Source organism: Klebsiella sp. SWET4, assembly GCF_024296565.1.
Lineage (GTDB): Bacteria > Pseudomonadota > Gammaproteobacteria > Enterobacterales > Enterobacteriaceae > Klebsiella > Klebsiella variicola.
The window spans coordinates 1,221,487-1,241,910 of the sequence record NZ_JANCOB010000001.1; the positions used below are offsets into that span (position 1 = coordinate 1,221,487).

At 54.5% G+C, this 20,424-nt stretch carries 14 protein-coding genes and 1 CRISPR repeat array (1 of these 15 only partly in view); of the genes, 7 read left to right on the forward strand and 7 right to left on the reverse strand.

The window, feature by feature from the left end; translation table 11 throughout:
* Positions 1-294: a CRISPR direct-repeat array (repeat unit 28 nt; unit sequence GAAACACCCCCACGCATGTGGGGAAGAC); it begins 222 nt to the left of the window's first position.
* A gap of 252 nt (positions 295-546) precedes the next feature.
* The 3 genes from NKJ21_RS06340 to NKJ21_RS06350 form a co-directional block, all read right to left on the reverse strand.
* On the reverse strand, positions 547-1,617 hold the full coding sequence (locus NKJ21_RS06340) for an ABC transporter ATP-binding protein (protein ID WP_254732783.1): 1,071 nt from the start codon (positions 1,615-1,617) through the stop codon (positions 547-549).
* Positions 1,610-3,379 carry an iron ABC transporter permease gene (locus NKJ21_RS06345; protein WP_023297791.1) on the reverse strand — a complete coding sequence of 590 codons (1,770 nt, stop codon included), beginning with the start codon at positions 3,377-3,379 and terminating at the stop codon, positions 1,610-1,612. Before NKJ21_RS06345 ends, NKJ21_RS06340 begins: the two co-directional genes overlap by 8 nt.
* 74 nt (positions 3,380-3,453) lie before the next feature.
* Positions 3,454-4,542 carry an ABC transporter substrate-binding protein gene (locus tag NKJ21_RS06350; RefSeq protein WP_004203017.1) on the reverse strand — a complete coding sequence of 363 codons (1,089 nt, stop codon included), beginning with the start codon at positions 4,540-4,542 and terminating at the stop codon, positions 3,454-3,456.
* A 297-nt stretch (positions 4,543-4,839) separates the two neighbouring features.
* Between NKJ21_RS06350 and NKJ21_RS06355 the strand changes: the two genes are divergently transcribed.
* Positions 4,840-5,919: a malate/lactate/ureidoglycolate dehydrogenase gene (locus NKJ21_RS06355; RefSeq protein ID WP_032733185.1), complete on the forward strand. Its 1,080-nt coding sequence runs from the start codon at positions 4,840-4,842 to the stop codon at positions 5,917-5,919.
* A gap of 246 nt (positions 5,920-6,165) precedes the next feature.
* Complete coding sequence (gene fdhF, locus NKJ21_RS06360; protein ID WP_049155298.1) at positions 6,166-8,316, forward strand: formate dehydrogenase subunit alpha; 2,151 nt, start codon at positions 6,166-6,168, stop codon at positions 8,314-8,316.
* Between the two features lie 42 nt (positions 8,317-8,358).
* Here fdhF and NKJ21_RS06365 read toward each other — a convergent pair whose 3' ends face one another.
* Positions 8,359-9,516 (reverse strand): M20 aminoacylase family protein, encoded by a 1,158-nt coding sequence (locus NKJ21_RS06365; RefSeq protein ID WP_008804517.1) that lies wholly within the window; start codon positions 9,514-9,516, stop codon positions 8,359-8,361.
* A gap of 296 nt (positions 9,517-9,812) precedes the next feature.
* Between NKJ21_RS06365 and NKJ21_RS06370 the strand changes: the two genes are divergently transcribed.
* Together NKJ21_RS06370 and NKJ21_RS06375 are read left to right on the forward strand one after the other, a co-directional pair.
* Positions 9,813-11,012: an MFS transporter gene (locus tag NKJ21_RS06370; protein WP_012541437.1), complete on the forward strand. Its 1,200-nt coding sequence runs from the start codon at positions 9,813-9,815 to the stop codon at positions 11,010-11,012.
* A 25-nt stretch (positions 11,013-11,037) separates the two neighbouring features.
* Positions 11,038-11,262 (forward strand): hypothetical protein, encoded by a 225-nt coding sequence (locus NKJ21_RS06375; protein WP_032735839.1) that lies wholly within the window; start codon positions 11,038-11,040, stop codon positions 11,260-11,262.
* Positions 11,263-11,429: 167 nt separating this feature from the next.
* Here NKJ21_RS06375 and NKJ21_RS06380 read toward each other — a convergent pair whose 3' ends face one another.
* The 3 genes from NKJ21_RS06380 to amiA form a co-directional block, all read right to left on the reverse strand.
* Positions 11,430-14,813 carry a molybdopterin-dependent oxidoreductase gene (locus tag NKJ21_RS06380; RefSeq protein ID WP_254732785.1) on the reverse strand — a complete coding sequence of 1,128 codons (3,384 nt, stop codon included), beginning with the start codon at positions 14,811-14,813 and terminating at the stop codon, positions 11,430-11,432.
* A gap of 409 nt (positions 14,814-15,222) precedes the next feature.
* On the reverse strand, positions 15,223-16,263 hold the full coding sequence (locus NKJ21_RS06385; RefSeq protein ID WP_032735841.1) for a porin: 1,041 nt from the start codon (positions 16,261-16,263) through the stop codon (positions 15,223-15,225).
* 104 nt (positions 16,264-16,367) lie between these two features.
* Complete coding sequence (amiA, locus tag NKJ21_RS06390) at positions 16,368-17,204, reverse strand: N-acetylmuramoyl-L-alanine amidase AmiA (RefSeq protein WP_176600875.1); 837 nt, start codon at positions 17,202-17,204, stop codon at positions 16,368-16,370.
* 316 nt (positions 17,205-17,520) lie between these two features.
* Between amiA and NKJ21_RS06395 the strand changes: the two genes are divergently transcribed.
* Genes NKJ21_RS06395 through NKJ21_RS06405 form a run of 3 tightly spaced genes read left to right on the forward strand, consistent with a single transcriptional unit; the run spans position 17,521 to position 20,424 of the window.
* Positions 17,521-18,903, forward strand: coding sequence for an MFS transporter (locus tag NKJ21_RS06395; RefSeq protein WP_254732788.1), 1,383 nt, complete (start codon positions 17,521-17,523; stop codon positions 18,901-18,903).
* A gap of 8 nt (positions 18,904-18,911) precedes the next feature.
* Positions 18,912-19,316, forward strand: a complete 405-nt coding sequence (locus tag NKJ21_RS06400) for a hypothetical protein (protein ID WP_032736176.1) — start codon at positions 18,912-18,914, stop codon at positions 19,314-19,316.
* Positions 19,317-19,347: 31 nt separating this feature from the next.
* Positions 19,348-20,424: an ABC transporter substrate-binding protein gene (locus NKJ21_RS06405; protein WP_071582926.1), complete on the forward strand. Its 1,077-nt coding sequence runs from the start codon at positions 19,348-19,350 to the stop codon at positions 20,422-20,424.

Here is a 20,424-nt window from a genome sequence, read left to right on the forward strand (position 1 = left end):
TGCCGTAAAACAAACTACGACTAGAAACACCCCCACGCATGTGGGGAAGACCTCGCGATCATCTTTGATGATCCCGTCTGCCCAGAAACACCCCCACGCATGTGGGGAAGACCTTTGCGAACAGCATTCCGGTTATTTCATCGAAGAACCCCCCCCACGCATGTGGGGAAGACTCCGGATGGTTAGTGGTATGCATTGCCACGGCGGAAACACCCCCACGCATGTGGGGAAGACTAATGCTTGCGAAGGATGGGGGGCATACAGCGGAAACACCCCCACGCATGTGGGGAAGACACCAGCATATTGTGTTCAGCGGCGTATTAAAACGCCAGATTTACGATAATTGCACTCCGCAGGGTTTCCGCATCAGCATCAACATTCATCAAACGAAAAAGTATGTCCCCATATCACCACCGTCGACTTGCTGCTGACCTGGGCCGGCCTACCCTACTGGCCTGCCCGATCCATAGCCAGGCGCCAAACGCTTTTGTCATCCCCAGAATATAGCGCGACGTCTTGACGTTTGCCTTCCGTGGCTTCGCGTAGTTACCGCTGCGGAAAAATCCACACATCCTCCGCCGGGAGCGTCAGATGGCAGTGTTCGGCATCGCGCAGCGCCGTTCCGTAGGCGCGCAGCGGAAAGTCGTCGCCTTCGGTACGGAACAGGAACTCCCAGCGGTCGCCGAGGTACATGCTGGTCAGCAGCGGGAGCTGGAGGCTATTATCCTGCGCTGCGCCGTCGAGACGCAGGCGCTCGACGCGGATCACCGCCGTCGCCGGCTGGCCAACGCTGACCCCCTCGCCCGCTCGACCCCACAGCGTCCAGCTGGCGCCTTCAACCCTCGCACGACCGTTTTCCAGCGCCGTCACCTTACCGTGCAGACGGTTATTGCTGCCCATAAACTCGGCGGCGAACAGCGTCGCCGGGCTGCCGTACATCTCCTGCGGCGTCCCCTGCTGCTCAATGATGCCATTGTTCAGCAGCAGAATACGATCGGAGATGGCCATTGCTTCATTCTGATCGTGGGTGACCATCAGCGCCGACAGGCCCAGCTTGATGATCAGCTCGCGCAGAAACACCCGCGCCTCTTCGCGCAGTTTGGCGTCAAGGTTGGAGAGCGGTTCATCCAGCAGGATCACCGGCGGGTTGTAGACCAGCGCCCGGCCGATGGCCACCCGCTGCTGCTGGCCACCGGAGAGCTGGTGCGGATGGCGGTTGCCGAGGTGCCCCAGCCCCAGTTGATCCAGTACGCGCTGCACCCGCTCTTTTATCTCCCCCGCAGCCACTTTACGCAGCTTCAGCGGATAGGCCACGTTGTCGAACACCGTTTTGTGCGGCCACAGGGCATAGGACTGAAAGACCAGGCCCAGGTTACGCTCTTCGGCCGGGATCTCGCTGCGCGACGTGCCGTCGTACACCGTGCGGTTGCCGATGGCGATCCGTCCGCTCGTCGGTTTTTCCAGCCCGGCCACCGCCCGCAGTAGCGTGGTTTTGCCGCTTCCCGAAGGCCCCAGCAGCGACACCACCTCTCCCCGGCCAAGCGTCATGGAAACCCCCTTCAGCACCGGGTTGTCGCCATAGGTGAGATGCAGATTTTCTACCGATAACTCAATCATGTAATTTCACTCCAAAGCGCAGGGCGATACCAAGGCCAATCACCACCAGCAGAATATTGATAAAGGAGAGCGCCGCGACGATATCGATGGCCCCCGCCGCCCACAGCGACACCAGCATCGAGCCGATGGTTTCGGTACCCGGCGACAGCAGATAGACGCCGGTGGAATACTCACGCTCAAAGATAAGGAACATCAGCAGCCAGGAGCCAATCAGCCCATAGCGCGACAGCGGGACAGTCACGTGGCGGGTGATCTGCCCCCGGGAAGCGCCGGTGCTGCGCGCCGCCTCCTCCAGCTCCGGGCCCACCTGCAGCAGCGTCGAAGAGATGAGCCGCAGGCCGTAAGCCATCCATACCACGGTGTAGGCCAGCCAGACGCTGAAGATGGTGTTGCGCAGCGCGCGCAACTGCACGATAAGGTGCTCCCGCAGCCAGTCGGCCACCGGCAGCGCCGAGAGCCAGCCGTGCTTCAGCGACTGATCGAGCCACATCGGCACAAACAGGAACACCCACAGAAAGGCCAGACCGGCCAGCAGCCCCGGGACCGCGCGCGGGACCAGCACGCTGTAGTCAAGAAAGCGGGTGACGTTGTCCGCTTTGCGGTGCATGGCGATACCGACAAACAGATAGCAGATCACCGCCAGCGCGCCGCCGACGATGCCGATAGCCATCGAGTTGACGATCGCCCGCAGCAGGTTGGGCTGCTGCCAGATATTGTGGAACGTCGTCAGCGACAGCTCATCCCACAGCGACACCCCGACGCCCCAGTTGGAGATAAAAGCGCGCAGCGCCACGCCGAGCAGCGGCACGCCGATGGTCACCGTCAGCCAGGCCACCACTACCGCCCCGGCCACCCAGCGCCATTTGCCCAGCGGCAGCGCCCGCGCCTGCGACGCCTTGCCCTTCATGGTGACAAAACGGTTGGCGGTGCGCATCAGCCGCCGCTGGAGCATCACCAGCGGGATGGTGATGCAGATCAGCACCACCGCCACCGCCGCCATCAGATGGTAGGAGGGGGTGCCGAGCTTATTGGTCAGCTTGTAGAGATAGGTCGCCAGCACCATGTTGCCCTCGGGGTCGCCCAGCACCAGCATCAGACCGAAAACCTCCAGACCGAGGAAGAAGAGCAGCACGCAGGCGTAAAGGATGGATGGCCGCACCATCGGCAGACTCACCGAGGTCATCACCTGCAGCGGGGTAGCGCCGACGGTGCGCGCCGCCTCTTCCACGTCGGAACCGACGCTGCGCAGCGCCGAAGAGATATAGAGATAGGCGTGCGGAACGTGGGTTAAGCCGGCGATGACCACAATGCTGAACATCGAGTAGATATTCCACGGCACAAAGCCGATCAGCTGCTGCGCCCACTGGGAAAAGAAGCCTACCGGCCCGGCGGCCACCACGTAGCCAAAGCCCAGCACCATCGGCGAGACGAAGATCGGCACCAGGATCAGCGGCTCAATGATCCGCCGGCCGGGTAAATCGGTGCGCACCATCAGAAACGCCAAAATACCGCCCAGCGGAATGGCAATAATCACCAGGCCAAAGGCCAGAATAAAACCTGACCTTAATGCCAGATAAAAATCCGGGTCGGTAAAAATAAAGGCGAACGCTTCCAGACTCCACGATTTGGAGCGGGAAAAGAATGGCGCGGAGAGAAAACTCTGCACCACAATAAATAACAGTGGGACATAAATCACCAGCGCCGTGATGCACACCACCACGCCGCGCGGCAGCCCCTGCCACTTTCTGCGTAATACATTCATGGTTCATCCCTTTGGTCAGGAGAAAAAACCCGCCGGGTGTGAATAAGGGGCATCGGCGATGCCCCGAAGGAGGATTATTTCGCGGCGGCGCTGCGCCATTGTTTAATAAACTGCAGACGTTTTTGCGGCTGTAAATAATCCAGCAGCGTTTCGTTGACCGGGATCGGTTTTAACGCTTTGCCCAACAGCGCGGTCATACCATCGATATCATTTTTACCTTCAATATCGCGACGAATAGAGGGAATATCCGCCTGGCTGGCGAGGATCTGCTGGCCTTTTTCCGACAAGACATAGTCGAGCCACAATTTTGCCGCATTGGGATGTTCGCTCTCCTGGCTAATAAACGAAACGCGGGAGAGCACCAGCACGTAATCTTTCGGATAGGCAATGCCTAAAGAGGGATCGTTTTTCGCCCGCGCTTCGGCATAGGAGCCAAGGATGTTATAGCCGATCAGGTTTTCGCCAGAGGAGACGCGCTCCATCATCGTGCCGGTGGAAGACTGCACCGTCAGGCCGCCTTTGGCGATATTCGCCAGGTCGGTAAAATAGTTCGCGTCGGCCTGGCTGTCCTGCACCGCCAGCATAAAGCCGAGGCCCGATTTTTCGATGTCGTAGGTGGTGACTTTGCCTTTAAATTTATCGGCCTGGCTGGCGATCAGTTTTGCCAGCGCGGTATGCGAATCCGGAACCTCATTCTGCGGGATCAGCCGTTTGTTATAGATAAACACCACCGGCTCGTAGGTGGTGCCATAGGCTTTCTGCTGCCAGACCGCCCAGTCGGGTAATTGCTTCACCTCCGGCGAGGCATATTGTTCCGCGTATTCGGTAGCTAATTTCAGCGCGGTATCCATCGACGAGCTCCACACCACGTCCCCGCTGCCGCCCCCGGCGGCCTGCTCGCTGATATAGCGGTTATACAGCTCGGTGCTGTTCATGTCGTTATATTCGACTTTAACGCCCGGATATTGCGCTTCAAATCCTTTAATTAACGGCCCGGCCGCTTTGGTATCGGTGGTGGAATAAATAACCACCTTGCCCTCTTTTACGGCGGCATCCACCGTTTTTTGATAATCCGCCGGATAGCCCGCAGGCACCTCCGCCCAGGCGGCACAGGCGAAAACGGCCGTCAGTGAAACCACTAAACCACTTATTTTCTTATACATGATACCAACCTTTAATCATCAATTAATAAACACAAATTTAACATATAGTGGTATCAGCTCCCCTTGCAACGCCGGGGATGGCTTTTTTCTGGCTTTTGTGACACTGGCAGAATTTAAAAATGTGGTGTTTATGGCGTTAATTAAAACGCGATCCCGGCCCCGTTTTTTATCGCCTGTCGCCTGACTCAGACGCAGTGACGTTCCGCCGGAAGCCCCCGCCCTTGACCTTCTGCGCCGGGCGGCGCAGCATAAAACGGCAAACATAACAAAATAACAACAGACTACAGGAGAGAATCAGTGCCTACAGGACACCGCTTTCTGGCGACGGATCTGCATCAGTTTGTCGTCTCACTGTTTACCCATCTCGGCAGTACCCCAGGGGAAGCCACCCTCGTCGCAGACCATCTGATCGCCGCCAATCTTGCCGGGCATGACTCCCACGGCGTCGGGATGATCCCAAGCTACGTGAAATCCCACGCCGGTGGTTTTCTGCAGCTCAACCGCCACGCCACGGTGACCAAAGACGCCGGCGCCGTGGTCACCCTCGACGGCAACGCCGGCTTCGGCCAGGTGGTCGCCCACGAAGCGATGCAGTTAGGCATTGAAAAGGCGAAGCAGCATGGTATGGCGGCAATCGCCCTGCGCAATGCGCATCACGTCGGGCGCATCGGCTACTGGGCCGAGCAGTGCGCCGCCGCCGGGCTGATCTCCATCCACTTCGTCAGCGTGATTGGCGACCCGATGGTCGCCCCGTTCCGCGGGAAGGACAGCCGCTTCGGCACTAACCCGCTGTGCGTGGTGTTCCCCCGCGCGGGCCATCCGCCGCTGCTGCTGGACTACGCCACCAGCGCCATCGCCTTTGGTAAAACCCGCGTCGCCTGGCATAAAGGCGAAGCCGTGGCCCCCGGCTGCCTGATCGACGCCAAAGGGCTCCCCACCACCGACCCGGCGGTGATGCAGACTTCGCCGCTGGGCGCCCTGCTCACCTTCGCCCAGCACAAAGGCTATGCCCTGGCGACGCTGTGCGAAGTGCTCGGCGGCGCGCTCTCCGGGGGGCAAACCACCCATCAGGAGAGCCTGCAGACCAGCGTCGACGCCATCTTTAACTGCATGACCACGGTGATCCTGCGCCCGGACGCGTTCGATGCCCCGGACAGCCAGGCGCAGACGGAGGCCTTTATCGCATGGTGCAAGCAGTCGCCGCACGATGCCGATGCCCCGGTGCTGGCGCCCGGCGAATGGGAGGCCGCCAACCGCGAAGCGCGGCTGGCGCAGGGGATCCCGCTGGATGCCGGCAGCTGGCAGGCTATCTGCGCCGCCGCGCGCGACGTCGGCCTGAGCGAATCGCACTTCGACCGGTGCCGCCCTCTCGCCTAGCCACGTTTACCCCCGCAGAGCGTCTGACGTCGGCGCTCTGCGTCATCGTCATTAGTGACGAGGTCACGTTCCCGTCATCGCACCATTTTAATTTTCACATGTAAATCAACAAATTAAATTCTGGCACAAGACCTGCATAGCGCAGCAGGCCTGCGTCTGCATCACGACCAGGCGTTACCGCGATCGTTGCCCGTCGGGCCCGGCGCGACAGCGATCCTCTGTTCACTGTTAACAGGTCTGTTACTGATGAAAAAAATCACGAGCGTGTGCCCCTACTGCGGGGCGGGTTGCAAACTTAAACTGGTTGTCGACAACAATAAAATCATTCGCGCGGAAGCCGCCGACGGCGTCACCAACCAGAACCAGCTGTGTCTGAAAGGCTACTACGGCTGGGATTTTCTTAACGATACGCAGCTCCTGACGCCCCGTCTCAAACAACCGATGATCCGCTACCAGAAAGGCGGCGCCTTCACGCCGGTCAGCTGGCAGGAGGCGATTCGCTATACCGCCAGCAAGCTCAGGGAGATCAAAGAGAAGCATGGCCCGCGCGCCATCATGACCACCGGCTCCTCGCGCGGCACCGGCAACGAAACCAACTATGTGATGCAAAAGTTCGCCCGCGCGGTGCTCAACACCAATAACGTCGACTGCTGCGCCCGCGTCTGCCACGGCCCCTCTGTCGCCGGGCTGCAGCAGGCGCTGGGCAACGGGGCGATGAGCAACTCGATCAGCGACATCGAAAACTCGAAATGCCTGCTGGTCTTTGGCTACAACTGCGCCGACTCCCATCCAATCGTCGCCCGCCGGGTGATCAAAGCCCGGGAAAACGGCGCCAAAATCATCGTCTGCGATCCGCGGCGCATTGAAACCGCGCGCATTGCCGACCGTCATCTGCAGCTCAACAACGGCAGCAACATGGCGCTGGTGAATGCCTTCGGCTATGTACTGCTGGAGGAGGAGCTGTACAACAAAGCCTATGTCGAACGCTATACCGAAGGGCTGGATGCTTACCGCGAAGCGGTGAAGGATTATGCCCCGGAAGCGGTGGAAGCGATTGTCGGGGTCAGCGCGCAGGCGATCCGTGAGGCGATGCGCATCTTCGCCGCCGCCCCTTCCGCCACCATTATGTGGGGCATGGGCGTCACCCAGTTTGGCCAGGCGGTGGACGTGGTGCGCGGTCTGGCAAGCCTGGCGCTGCTCACCGGCAACCTGGGGCGGGCGAACGTCGGCGTGGGGCCGGTCCGCGGGCAAAACAACGTGCAGGGCGCCTGCGATATGGGCGTGCTGCCGAATCTGTTCCCGGGTTATCAGGAGGTCACCGACCCCGCCGTGCGGGCCAAATTCGCCGCCGCCTGGGGTGTCGACCCGGCGCTGATGGATGACCAGGTCGGCACCCGCATCACCGAGGTGCCGCATAAAGCGCTGACTGGCGAGATCAAAGCCTACTACATCATGGGTGAAGATCCGCTGCAGACTGAAGCCGACCTCGGCCTGGTGCGCAAAGGCATCGAGGCGCTGGACTTTGTGGTGGTGCAGGACATCTTCATGACCAAAACGGCGGAAATTGCCGATGTCCTGCTGCCGGCCACCTCCTGGGGCGAGCACGGCGGCGTATTCACCTGCGCCGACCGTGGGTTCCAGCGGTTTGAACAGGCGATCCCTCCGGCGGGGAATGTGAAGCGCGACTGGGAGATCATTAGCCTGCTGGCCAGCGAAATGGGTTATCCGATGCACTATGAGAACAACCAGCAGATCTGGGACGAGATGCGCGAACTCTGCCCGCTGTTCTACGGCGTGACCTGGGAGAAAATGGGCGATATGGGCCATGTCCAGTGGCCGTGCCCGACCCTCGACCACCCCGGCACGCCGTGGCTGTATAAAGACAACCGCTTCGATACCCCATCGGGTAAAGGGCAACTGTTCGCCACCGCCTGGCGCGCGCCAGCGGAGCGCCCGGATGACGAGTGGCCGCTGGTGCTCTGCACCGTGCGGGAAGTCGGGCATTACTCCTGCCGCTCAATGACCGGCAACTGTGCCGCGCTGCAGTCGCTGGCCGACGAGCCGGGACGGGTGCAGATGAATCCGGTGGATGCGCAACGACTGGGGATCGCTGACAAACAGCTGGTGTGGGTCAGCTCCCGACGCGGGAAGGTGATCACCCGCGCCGACCTTAGCGATCGCATCAATCCGGGGGCGGTCTATATGACCTATCAGTGGTGGGTGGGCGCCTGCAATGAGCTGACCCAGGATAACCTCGATCCGATCTCCAAAACACCGGAAACCAAATACTGTGCGGTGAAAGTGGAAGCGATAGCCGACCAGCAATGGGCGGAGCGCTACGCCTGGACGGCCTACAGCGACATGAAGGCGCGACTGAAAGCCGCCGCCGACGTCTGACCTCAGGGAGCGCGCCGCGCTCCCTCTGCCGCTGCCGGTGGGTTACGCCGCCGGCAGCTGTTTCTCCACCAGCGCCACCCACATGGCCACCCCGGGACTAATCAGCGCATCATTAAAGTCATAGCTGGCGTTATGCAGCGGCTTCGACGGGGTTTCGCCGTCGGTGCCGATCCAGAAATAGGCTCCCGGACAGGCCTCCAGCATGCAGGCAAAATCTTCGGAGGCCATCGACGGCGCCTGGTTCCAGCGCACCGCTTCCGCGCCGAGGGTGGCGACGGCCACCTCGCGCACCTGCTGCGCCTGCAGCGCATGGTTTTTGGTCACCGGATAGCCCGGGAACCAGCTAATCTCACCCTGCACATCGGACACCTGCGGCTGGGTCGCCACATAGCTTTCGATTAGCTCGCGCACGCGGGCGCGAACGCGATTGCTCAGACAGCGGAAGGTACCGCGCAGCACCACGGTGTCCGGCAGGACGTTGATCGCCTCGCCGCCGTTTATCTGGGTGATACTGACCACCGCGGAATCCTGCGGCGACAGGCGGCGGGAAGGAATGGTCTGCAGCGCCATAATCAGCTGCGCCGCCGCGACGATCGGATCGGCCCCGCTCTCCGGCATCGCCGCATGACAGCTCTTTCCGCGCAGGGTGATCTCGAAGGCGTCCAGCGAGGCCATCATCGCGCCATCGCTGAGCGCCACTTCGCCAAGGGGGATCCCCGGCCAGTTATGCAGCGCGTAGATGGCGTCCATCGGGAAGCGCTCGAACAACCCCTCTTCCACCATTTTGCGCGCGCCGCCGAGGTTCTCTTCCGCCGGCTGGAAGACAAAGTGGACGGTGCCGCTGAACTGGCGGGTCTGCGCCAGATGGGCGGCCGCCGCCAGCAGCATCGCGGTGTGTCCATCGTGGCCGCAGGCGTGCATCACCCCGGGACGGCGCGAGCGATAGCTGACGCTCCCCAGCTCGGTGATCGGCAGGGCGTCCATATCGGCGCGCAGGCCGATGACCGGCCCGGGACCGTTTTCCAGCGTCGCCACGACGCCGGTGCCGGCCAGCCCGCGGTGTACCTGCAGCCCAAACGAGGCCAGCAGCTCCGCAACGCGGCGCGAGGTCTCCTGCTCCTGATATCCGAGCTCAGGCGCGGCGTGAAATTCACGTCGCCAGCCAACGGCTTCGGCGATCAGTGACGGCGATACGGCCATGTATTACTCCTTTCCTGCATAGCGTAATGCTGAATAATCGGTCATGCGTCGCGTTTTTTCCCCGTCGCTCACCGACGTCGGGTCGCTGCCGCTCCCTCCGTTATATCCTGTCGTTAACACGCTGACAACGTCACGAAATGCGGCGGCGGCGCGGCGTACAGCCCTGTCGCCGCCCGGCGGTCCTTTTTTGGTAGTGATTTCAACGGTGACAACGGCCAGGCGATTAATTATTATGCAACTCAGGACGGCAATTTGCCGAAGGATCCACTACTGACCTCTCCTTCATCGGAAATAAAATGTTTAACCCAGACCAGAATCGTCTTGCCCCCACGCTGGCGATGATCATGGCCGCGTCGCTCGTGGGATTTATCACCGGGTATACGGTGCCGTTAATCAGTCTTGAGCTGGCGCAGCAGCAGATCGCGCCGCTGTACGTCGGCCTGCTGGCCGCCCTGCCGCCCGCCGGCATGATGATCTCCTCTTTCCTCTCTCCTGCGCTGTGCCGGCGCGTTGAAATGGGCGTGCTGCTGAGCGGCAGTCTGATCCTGCTGGCGCTGGCGACCATCGCCTCATGCATGACCACCGATATGACGCTGCTTTTGCTGCCGCGCCTGCTGACCGGCCTGGCCTCCGGGGTCATTATCGTGCTGGGCGAAAGCTGGATCACCGGCGGCGCGGCGGGCAGCCAGCGCGCCACCCTCACCGGCATCTACGCCTCGGCCTTTACCGGCTGCCAGCTGGCCGGGCCGTTACTGATCTCCGTCGGCCCCGCCTGGCAGGCCTCGGCGCTGATGGCGATCGTCGCGGTCACCGCCGTCTGCCTGCTGATGCTGCGCCATCTGCCCACTGGCACCCGCGAAAGCCTTGGGGAGCGCGCCAGCTGGCGCAGCCTCGGCGCTTTCCTGCCGGTACTTGCCTCCGGGGTCTTCTGCTTCGCCTTCTTTGACGCCAGCATCCTTGCCCTGCTGCCGCTGTACGGCATGGACAAAGGGCTGAATGAAGGGATGGCGGTGCTGCTGGTCACCGTGGTGCTCACCGGGGATGCGATGTTCCAGACCCCGCTCGGCTGGCTGGCTGACCGGGTCGGCATTCGCCGCGTGCATCTGTCCTGCGCGGTAGTCTTCAGCCTGTCGCTGCTGGCCCTGCCGCTGATGCTCGGCTCGCGCATTCAGCTGATGGCCATTTGCCTGCTGCTGGGCGCCGCCGCGGGCGCGCTTTATACCCTGTCGCTGGTGCGGGCGGGGAAAACCTTCAATGGGCAGAAGCTGATTATGATTAACGCCCTGTTCGGCTTTTTCTGGTCCGCCGGCAGCGTCGCCGGGCCGGTAGTCAGCGGCATGCTGATCGGCATCACCGGCTACGATGGCCTGATCGTCACCCTGGTGGCCAGCGGCGTGCTGTTCCTGTTGATTCAATGTCTATGCAAAAACGAGAAAACCCTGCTTGCCAGTGAGCAGGAAGAGGAGATGGACGAGGCGACGGAGTCCGCACGGTAGTTTTGAGGGTGGGTGCGATGGAACGATGGTGTCAATCGAACATGTTGTAGAGCTGCATGCCCTCACCCTGCGCCTGGGAGAAGGTGCTCTGGTCACCGACCGCAGTATGCCGACGGGGTTGCCAGAGTCTGCGAAAGAGAGCGGAATTCGCCGTGAATACGGTAACAAGCTTGTCAGTAAAAAGATCCCCAACGAGCCTTTGAGTACAGCCGTTTTTGATACCCTCACTTACCTCTTAGACAAGAGGTAAGATTTTTCTGGCCTTCTCAACGTCGTCCACGTATGGAGTAGTCAACGGTACCTTGCAAATTATGTCAGGTCGGTCATTTCCTGCCTTACCGTCGCAACTCTAGCATGGTATATCAATCGTTTACTGCTGTTGGGGCGGTGTGCAGAGCCACTGCACACTAAAATACCTCATGCATCGATAACAATATCACTCGCCGGTACAGACTGGCAGGCAAGGCACAGGCCGTCGTCGGAAACTGTTTGTTCGGTGAATGAACCAATAGCGCCTTCTATCACTCTCACAGCGCAGCATTCGCACTGTCCGGCCCGGCACCCACCGGCCATAGGGATCTGGTGTTTTTCCCCCAGCTCCAGCAATGTCCCTGCTGCCGGCGTCCACAGCACCGTCACTCCTGAACGTGCAAAAACTACCTTGTAGCTGTCTTTAAGCGAGGTAATACGTGGCACAGGAGGGGCAAACATTTCTTTAAAGATATCAAAGGCAAATACGCCCCGCTCCCGTAGCCCCCCCTCAAGCGCAGAGACCATCGGACCCGGGCCGCAGAGATAAAAACGCGCACGATTGCTAACCAATTTTTCATCAATAAGCGCAGCGGTGATCATTCCAGTATGCTGATAACTCTTCCCCTGTTCGTCACCAGGTCTCGGATTATCGTAGACATTAACGATGTTAAGCCTCGGAAGTCGTTGTGACAATATCTCAAGTTGTTTCCGGAAAGCGTGGCTCTGGCTGTTGCGGTTACCATAGTATAACCACAGCTCTGGTCCTTCGTGAGTCATGTCCAGCGAGCTTAGATAACTGATGAACGGTGTGATACCTATCCCTCCGGCGATCATTACTACCGGAGCAACGCTGTTGGTTGGGATCACAAAACTGCCATCAGGGGCTGTCAAAGCGACTTCATCACCAACCTGCAGATTTTGATGAATAAAAGACGACATCTCTCCCTGTTGCTGGTGCTTCACTGAGACGGTAAAACATGCTTTGCGCCCAGGCGCGTTACTTAGGGTGTATGCACGGCACATGCTCTCGGGTTTGCCCTTCGGAAAGACCCGCAGGATAACTGCCTGACCAGCCTGCCAGTCCGGCAATTGCGCCCCGTCCACCGGGATAAAACTGACGCTGCGTACATCCGGCGTTTCCTGAACGATATCGCTGACTATAAACCGGCGCTCCCCTTTCCAGGCCAGTGCATCAGCCACCTTACGTACCGAGCAACGCATTGCTCTGAGGGGAACGGAGCCACTTATCCTGTCCACAGCCATATAGTTAATCAGCAGATTATAATTGCTGCTTTCTTCACCTTTTATCGGAAGCTCAGGTTTATTCAAATCAGGACACCCTTGCCACCAACCATATTCAGCGATCACCACGTCGTCATGAATGGCGTTGTCAATTTTGGCTCTGAAACGACCCCGACCAGCAGGGGTAATGATTTCAATCCAGTCTCTATTATCGATATCTGCATTGTCAGCTACTGCCCTGCTGACAATGGCCGTTGGATCCGGTGATTTTCGACGCAGGCTGACCAGGCTACGATGCTGGCTGTGACAAAATAGAGCGTTCTTCATGGTAGTCAGGCGCAGCGGGAAGGCATCCTGATTTGGTGATTCCTCAATATACTGCGGTACCGGCGAATACCCGTGCCGCAGCAAGCGCTCGCTGTAAATTTCTACCTTACCGGTCTCGGTGGCAAAGCCGCGTGGTTTATTGTCCGGACCATCACGCAGGGCATATTTTTTCTCATGATTGACGATATGCGTGGTGATCCCGCCGGGATGTGCACGGAGCATTTCCAATGTGAGGCCGGAGGGCTTAAGGATATGATTAAATCCCGCATCCGTATCGCCGCAAAAGAAATCGTCCCCCATTCCCATTTTACACGCCAGACGAAACACTATCTCGTAATCGGCCAGGGAACCCCCTCGAGGCGTTACCAGTTGCGGACGTAGCTGAATATGAGCATCGGCACGTTCTGAGATTTCAAAACCGATTTTCAGCGCTTCGTGCTCCCAGAGAGTGCTGGCGGGCAACAGGATATCGGCGAAGCTTGATGTAGGGGTAATAAAATGGTCACAGTGAACATGAAACTCAAGCTGCTTCAGTGCGGCGATAGCGGTATCCACATTACCATGGGTAGACAGCATGTTTGAACCAAAGCAGACCAGCCCCCTTACTTTGTAAGGTTTATGTTCCAGGATGGCACGATGTAAATCGGCTGTCGTGACATAACCACTTGCCGGCGGACCCAGTGGACGTTCGCTGAGTCCAAGCGCTTTTTGTCGCTGTGATTCAGGCAATAACGATAACGGATTAACGGCATTGAACGGAGGTTTCGCATAAATTCGGTTGCTGCCGCGGGTATCGAACGCCCCGGTCAGTGCGTACAGGATGGCAATAGCTCGCTCTGTTTGCGTGGCGTTCTGGCTCTGAGCAATCCCTACCCAGGCATGGTACGCAATGCGTGATGAACGCCGAATTAACGCCATGGCAGCCTGTTGTTTTTTTATAGAGACACCGGTCACTGTCGCCACATGTTCAAGGGTGTATCCGGCAACCGCCTGACGCAAAACCTCCAGTGCCGGGGTACATACCGCCGTTTCACCGTTAGCAAGAGGCAGCGAATAGCGCCCTACCAACGAGGCTCGCTGATAAAAAACCTCATCACCCGCCACTGCATCTGTACAACAACGCGCTATGCTATCCACGCTGTCCCAAAGTAAATAATGGTTGGTTACAGCATCTGAAGTAATGTCCCGCTCACGTAGCAGCCGTCCCGAGTCTTCATTAACCAGCAGAGATGCATCGGTCCAGGTCCTGACAAACGCCTCGTTATACCCCTCTTCCAGCAACTGACGTATAAACCCCATGGCAAGCACTGCGTCAGTACCTGGGTTGATGTTAAGCCAGACATCAGCGTCGCGAGCAAATTCTGTGTGCCGAGGGTCAATAACCAGCATTCTGGCACCTTTCTTACGCCCTTCACCAATGGCGCTGGCCTGTGCCAGCCATGTGGCGGCCGGATTGTTACCCCACAACATAATCAGTTCCGCATTACTGTAATCGGCAGCCGGCGTTATGCAGCCAAAAGTGAAAGTGTGAGCGGTATCTTTATGCCAGTTACATACTTCAGTGCTGTAGCAGGTATTAGGGCTGCCGTAGTGGCGCACAAAACGTTCAATCCACTCCACACTGTCGATAATTGGGGTCCCACTAGGCGTGGTTACCCCAAACGCTACCGATTCTGCACCACTTTCCGTTTTAAACTGCGTTAGCTTTTCAGCAATCTCTGTCAGAGCCTTATCCCAGGAAATACGTTTCCAGCCGGGATCCGCAGCCCCTTTCTCTCGCGTCCGGCGCAATGGCCATAGAACCCGGGCTTCGCTATAAATCAGTTCCGGGGCCGCTTTACCTTTCAGACAAACCGCGCCTCCAGTAGGGTGATCTTCATCAGGGCAAACAGATACCAGCCGTCCGTCAATGATTTCATTTAAGGTTCCACAACGCGAACGACAGAGCGCACAATACCCTGGGACAAAATGTTCAGACATGCCAATTACCTTTGTATTTGAGTCAACAGCCGGGTAGCCAGGTACAGACATTTGAAATCGTTCTCTGGCAAGGTAGAGCTGTTTCTCCGGAAGTTAAAGTTAATTAATAAATGAATAAATAACGTGCCCATAATGAGCGAAAAAAATAGTCGTTATCAGAAGTTACACTGAACCGATGAATTAATGCCCCCACGACCGGAGAGAAAGCGCCGTCCAGCTTCATGTATTTTCTGTAGTTCTTTCTCTTGTTATCAATCCATTTTTATTGCTTACTACGCAGTTATTCTCTTCTCCTTACCATCGCTATCTTTCCCGGGCACATAGTCCTTGTATTCTCCAACTCTGTCGGAGGAGATTTACTGATAAATAAGACATTCACTCTTAATAAGGTCCAGAATAGAAGTCATCTCTACCAATGATAGCTAATCCCGGTATCCAGCTTGTCCGCGCAATCCACCCCCGCCGCCCTGTCTCGCGCATTGTTAAATTTATAGTCGACGAAAACCTGCATATTCTTATTAAAATAGTAGCTGAACCCTAGCTCTTCATAATCGAGAATTTGAGTTCGTCTGCCAGCAACTGTTTGAGTCAGTCGGGTATAACTGATATCCGGCTGGAATTTGTTGGTCAACATATATTTTGCCAGTGCTTCATAACTTATGGATGATGTATTGTTATCCCGAACCTGAGGATTGATGGCGTTGTTACTTTGAGTCATCACTGTTGCCAGATACAGTTTTCTGCTGTTGTAGTTTAGCCCTTCCGCGAAGGTGCGGATGTTCTTCTGATAACCTGCATTCTGTTGCTGGTAAAAGGTCGTTGCGGAAGAGGAAGCTGAAAATAGCGCACTTAATTCTGGTGTGAAGTACCAGATCAGAGAAGCGCCATAACCATTGCCATTTTGCTGCTTTATAGTTCGATAGTCATTATTACCCTTAAACTGATACTGCAACGCCATCTTTAATGGATGCTGGAAAAGTGTTATTTCTTTACGCCATGTCATCAGATTAAGAGCACGGCCACGCATAAAGTTGTCGATGTAGTTATAGGACATCTCCCGAAAGAAAGGTGAGCGATCAGTCAACGAAGTCACATCGTACAATACGCCCCAATTGCGGCCAATATCCAGACTTCCCCAGTCGGGATTATCAATACCTATAAATGCCAGTCGAGTGGCGTTTCTGCTGGCATCTGATGCACTCACCGTATATTCCCATTGGGCGTAAGCTTGCCAGCGTCTGGCGAGATCTTTTTTTCCGGTTAACCCAAAGTAGAGATAGCTCCGATCACCATCGTCTTTTACAGTATTGCTGGTAAAACGTCTGGCGATAATTGTGCCGTAAAAATCGAGTTTTTTTCCATCCTGGTTCATAAGGTTAACCGCCAGTACACCTGGTGAGAAAAGTAGTGACAACGCGACAAGACAGTAGCGTGAAAATTGCAATGTCATGATAAATGCCCCAAAAGATGCCTCGGCATCTGAATAGTTGTAGGGAGAAAAATTTACCGGGACATATGCTCAGTGCTTCCTTCCAGTAAAATGTGAGGATATTGTTATGCTGAAACTGTTTGTTTATGACTAAAGTAGCTAACAACGCCGTTAGTAATGGCGGAAGCAATTTTGTGGCGAAATGCAGTAGTGCCCAATAATCTCTCCTCTTCAGGGTTAGTAATAAATGATGTCTCTACCAGGACAGAAGGAATGTAAGGAGATTTAAGAACAACAAAAGCAGCTTGTTCTGTCTGGTTTGAATGCATATGGTGAACTGGTGAGATGTGACGAACAATATGTGAGCCCAGCAGCAGGCTCTCTTTAATTGTCTCTGTCTGTTCAAGATCGAAAATTATCTTGTCCAGATATCTATCTTTATGGATGACGCTCTTACCGGCAACATCATCTGCAGCGTTCTCACTTTTAGACAAGTATTTGGCCATTGCACTACTAGCGCCCCGAGTTGAAAGAGCAAATACAGAGGCGCCGTGAGCCGCTGGGCTAGTGAACCCATCGGCATGGATGGACATAAACAGCGAGGCGTTATGCGCATGAGCAATCTGTACACGCTCATAAAGCGGAATGAACGTATCGTCTGATCGGGTCAGCACCCCCTCAATACCGTATCCTTTTAACAGATTTTTGACATTATTGGCTATTTCCAGCACAACATGTTTTTCCAGTGCCCCCTGATGACCCACGGCACCAGAATCAATACCGCCGTGCCCAGGATCGATCATTACCGTATATTTGCCACGGCCATGTGTTAGGGCTCCCGAATGAGGACTAATAATTGATGAGCGAGATTGTGCATAAGTAAACGGGCTAATGAGCGTATTTGCTGCGAGGGTGGCTAAGCTCGCAAGAAGTAGTTTCCGCCGGGTAATTTCGTAATCCAATGTAATAACCTCATACTGTAAATTTAAGTTATGTTATAACGTAACATTAAGCTCTAAATCGAGGTTTTGTATGTTATATACTGTTGCAGTAGGTTACTTTGTGTTTCCTGTACTCCAGTGAGCGACAGGCAGACAAAAGCTGCAATAAAACCTCAGAAAACAATATGCTGCTTGCGGAAACATCCTGATACACACCCTTTCAAAAGATAATCATTCTCATTTAATGAAGTTATGTTATAACATAATAAATCATTATAAACCCGCTCAGCAGGTCATGATGACCCCATTATTCAATGACGCTTCCTGGGGAGGAATTATGTCTACCGAACTCATTAAAGAAGAAAAACTAAATATTGGTGCCGTGTTAGCAGTTTCACTCAGTACTGTTATAGCAATGTTGGATAGTACGATAGCTAATGTTGCATTACCGGTTATTGCTAAAGATTTTGCCGTTTCCGAATCGTCGTCCATCTTGATCATTAATGCTTATCAGTTTGCTGTGATCGCCTCTCTGCTGGTATTTGCAGCTCTGGGGAGAAAAGTGGGTAACAAGCGCATTTTCATTATGGGGACCATCCTTTTTGCTTTCTCATCGCTGGGCTGTGCTCTCTCTGAGACGCTGAATATGTTGACTGTTTTTCGTGTCGTTCAGGGTTTTGGCGCAGCTGCAATTTTGAGCGTAAACGCGGCACTGATAAAAGATATCTATCCGGCCAGGCTATTAGGCCGCGGATTGGGGATAAATGTCATGGTCGTATCCGTTTCCGCAGCTGCCGGGCCTTCAATAGCCTCTGCAATCCTGTCCATCGCGAACTGGAATTGGTTATTTACAATTAACGTACCCATTGCCTGTATTGCCCTTGTACTTTGCATAGTATCACTGAAATCCAGGCAACGAATGGAAGCTCGGTTTGATAAAGCAGGAGGTGTTCTGGTCTTCCTGACGTTTATTTCGTTCTCGACGATGATGTTAGGCTTAACCAAAAATAATCTGATTGAAGTTGTCTTGAGTGCGATAATACTTATCATTCTGGCATTAATTCTGTATAGGGATCAGCGAAAAAAACAGGATTGGGCTTTGATTCCGGTGGCTATGTTCCGCAGTAAAACCTTTTCCTTGTCATTGTTGATGTCAATGCTGTCATACAGCACGCAACTGCTGGCATTTGTCTCTTTGCCTTTCTATTTCCACAATGTGTTACACCGCAGCGTTATTGAAATAGGTATGCTCTTAACAGCATGGCCACTGGCAACGATGTTGACGTCACTGATATCGGGTGATCTTATAAAAAAACATGATCCCAACCTGGTGGCGCTATCAGGGTTATCATTATTGCTGGCAGGAACACTACTAATGACATGGCTGCCTGCGGCACCTACAAATTTACAGATCCTTTGGCGAGTAGCAATTTGCGGTTTTGGTTTTGGTCTGTTTCAGGCTCCTAATAATTATCTCATTATGACTTCAGTTTCCCATGAGAATAGCAGTATTGCTAGTGGGCTGTTAGGCAGTTCGCGTCTGGTAGGGCAAATCATTGGTTCGGCATTGGTAGCCATATTCATCAATATTTATGCGAGCCACGGTACTTCGATTAGTTTGTTCGCTGGGGCATTATTCTCGTTACTGTCTCTGACTGTCAGTTACTTTCGTTATAAATCTGAAAATCAAACTCAAAATTTCAATAAAAAAATTGTATGAGGTTCCCTTTGAAAATCAAATCAATTATGACAGTGTTGTTACTCATGATTTTTTCGGTACTCTCTGGCTGTTCAACCTATAATCCAGTCAGTCTACAAAAGAAAAGCATTGCGCCGGAAACAAATTACTATGAAGTTCACCCTGCGATATATGTCGGCGATCAGCTTAAATATGGTTTACTGAACGGAGAGCATGGCGAACTGACCGTAGCGAAAATTGAACCAACCCGCATAACGGGCGTTAACGGAAAAGTTCTCCCTTTTTCAGAATTAGCATTCCTGGAACGGAAGGAAATTTCAACAGGTAAAACTGCTGCATTAGTCGGGGGTGGAGTAGCAGCGACAACGGTAGTTTTATTTTTAGCCGGTGTCACCATCATTGGTATAGGTACTGCGGCCGCTCTAACCTCATAAACGGAAATTTTAATCTACCGAGGCATTAAATATGGGAAACAATAGAGTTCTATTTGTATCATTTTTATCCATCATGCTTATTTTCCCTGTAACGGGTTATGCTAAGAGTACATTGCAGGATCAAACAGGAACAAGTGCAGAGAACGTCGCGAAGGCACCTGCGTTGAAATTTAACCGTATTGTCATTACCGGTAACTGTCCTTTTGGCGTCATCATGGCAAATAACCTGGCTTATAAGCATGTTGTGGGCGTAGGTCCATGGGCATTTTTGCACTCTAATATGAAAATCCTTAAAGATATGAAGCCGGATATCGCTCGTATCACAACAAACTTTATTAATAAAGACTATGTGGTTAATATGGAATCTTTACTGAATCTGAAGCCAGATATCATTTATTATTATGGTAAAAGTCAGGATGATAATCTTGAGCGAGCTGGTGTCCCTACAGTTAATCTTGATGAAGGTGGTGATACAAAATTCGAACCTGTTGAAACACAGGTCTACTGGGAGAATATGTATAATCAGACTTTGGGGCTTCCGCCAAGCCACAAATTTGCCGATGCCTGGAAGGCAACGCTCGCTATAGCGCAGCCTTATGTAAATAAGATTAAAGGACAGCATATTCGTGCACTTTATCTTGAACAAAGTGATGGCAAGCAACTTAAGGTAAGTGGGCCAAAAACCTATGGTGATACTTATCTCAAAATGGCAGGAATGGACAATGTTGCCAGTAACCTGGTTGTGAAAGGTGATGCCGGGAGATATATCGCTGTTTCGATGGAGCAAATCATTGAATGGAATCCTGATATTATCTTCGTTGTATTTGGTAGCGCTAAAGACATTCTTGACAATAAAAATCCCGGTCAGGACTGGCGTAATGTGAAGGCGTTCAAGAATAAAATGATCTTTTCCACACCGGTGGGGATACACAACTGGGGCGGGTTGACAGCCGAAACTGCTTTATTACCTTTATATATGATTAATAAATTCAACCCCAATTACATTAGTGACGAGAAAATGAAGGAATTTACACGTTTGCATTATAAAAAGATGTTTAACTATGCGATCCCTGATGCATTACTTGATGATGAGCTCAGCCAACATTAA

Coding starts and splice junctions, on each gene's coding strand:
- NKJ21_RS06395 (WP_254732788.1), top strand. CDS start 17,521: ATGTCTACCGAACTCATTAAAGAAGAAAAACTAAATATTGGTGCCGTG.
- NKJ21_RS06345 (WP_023297791.1), bottom strand. CDS start 3,379: ATGAATGTATTACGCAGAAAGTGGCAGGGGCTGCCGCGCGGCGTGGTG.
- NKJ21_RS06375 (WP_032735839.1), top strand. CDS start 11,038: ATGGTGTCAATCGAACATGTTGTAGAGCTGCATGCCCTCACCCTGCGC.
- NKJ21_RS06385 (WP_032735841.1), bottom strand. CDS start 16,263: ATGACATTGCAATTTTCACGCTACTGTCTTGTCGCGTTGTCACTACTT.
- NKJ21_RS06380 (WP_254732785.1), bottom strand. CDS start 14,813: ATGTCTGAACATTTTGTCCCAGGGTATTGTGCGCTCTGTCGTTCGCGT.
- NKJ21_RS06370 (WP_012541437.1), top strand. CDS start 9,813: ATGTTTAACCCAGACCAGAATCGTCTTGCCCCCACGCTGGCGATGATC.
- NKJ21_RS06350 (WP_004203017.1), bottom strand. CDS start 4,542: ATGTATAAGAAAATAAGTGGTTTAGTGGTTTCACTGACGGCCGTTTTC.
- NKJ21_RS06405 (WP_071582926.1), top strand. CDS start 19,348: ATGGGAAACAATAGAGTTCTATTTGTATCATTTTTATCCATCATGCTT.
- NKJ21_RS06365 (WP_008804517.1), bottom strand. CDS start 9,516: ATGGCCGTATCGCCGTCACTGATCGCCGAAGCCGTTGGCTGGCGACGT.
- fdhF (WP_049155298.1), top strand. CDS start 6,166: ATGAAAAAAATCACGAGCGTGTGCCCCTACTGCGGGGCGGGTTGCAAA.
- NKJ21_RS06340 (WP_254732783.1), bottom strand. CDS start 1,617: ATGATTGAGTTATCGGTAGAAAATCTGCATCTCACCTATGGCGACAAC.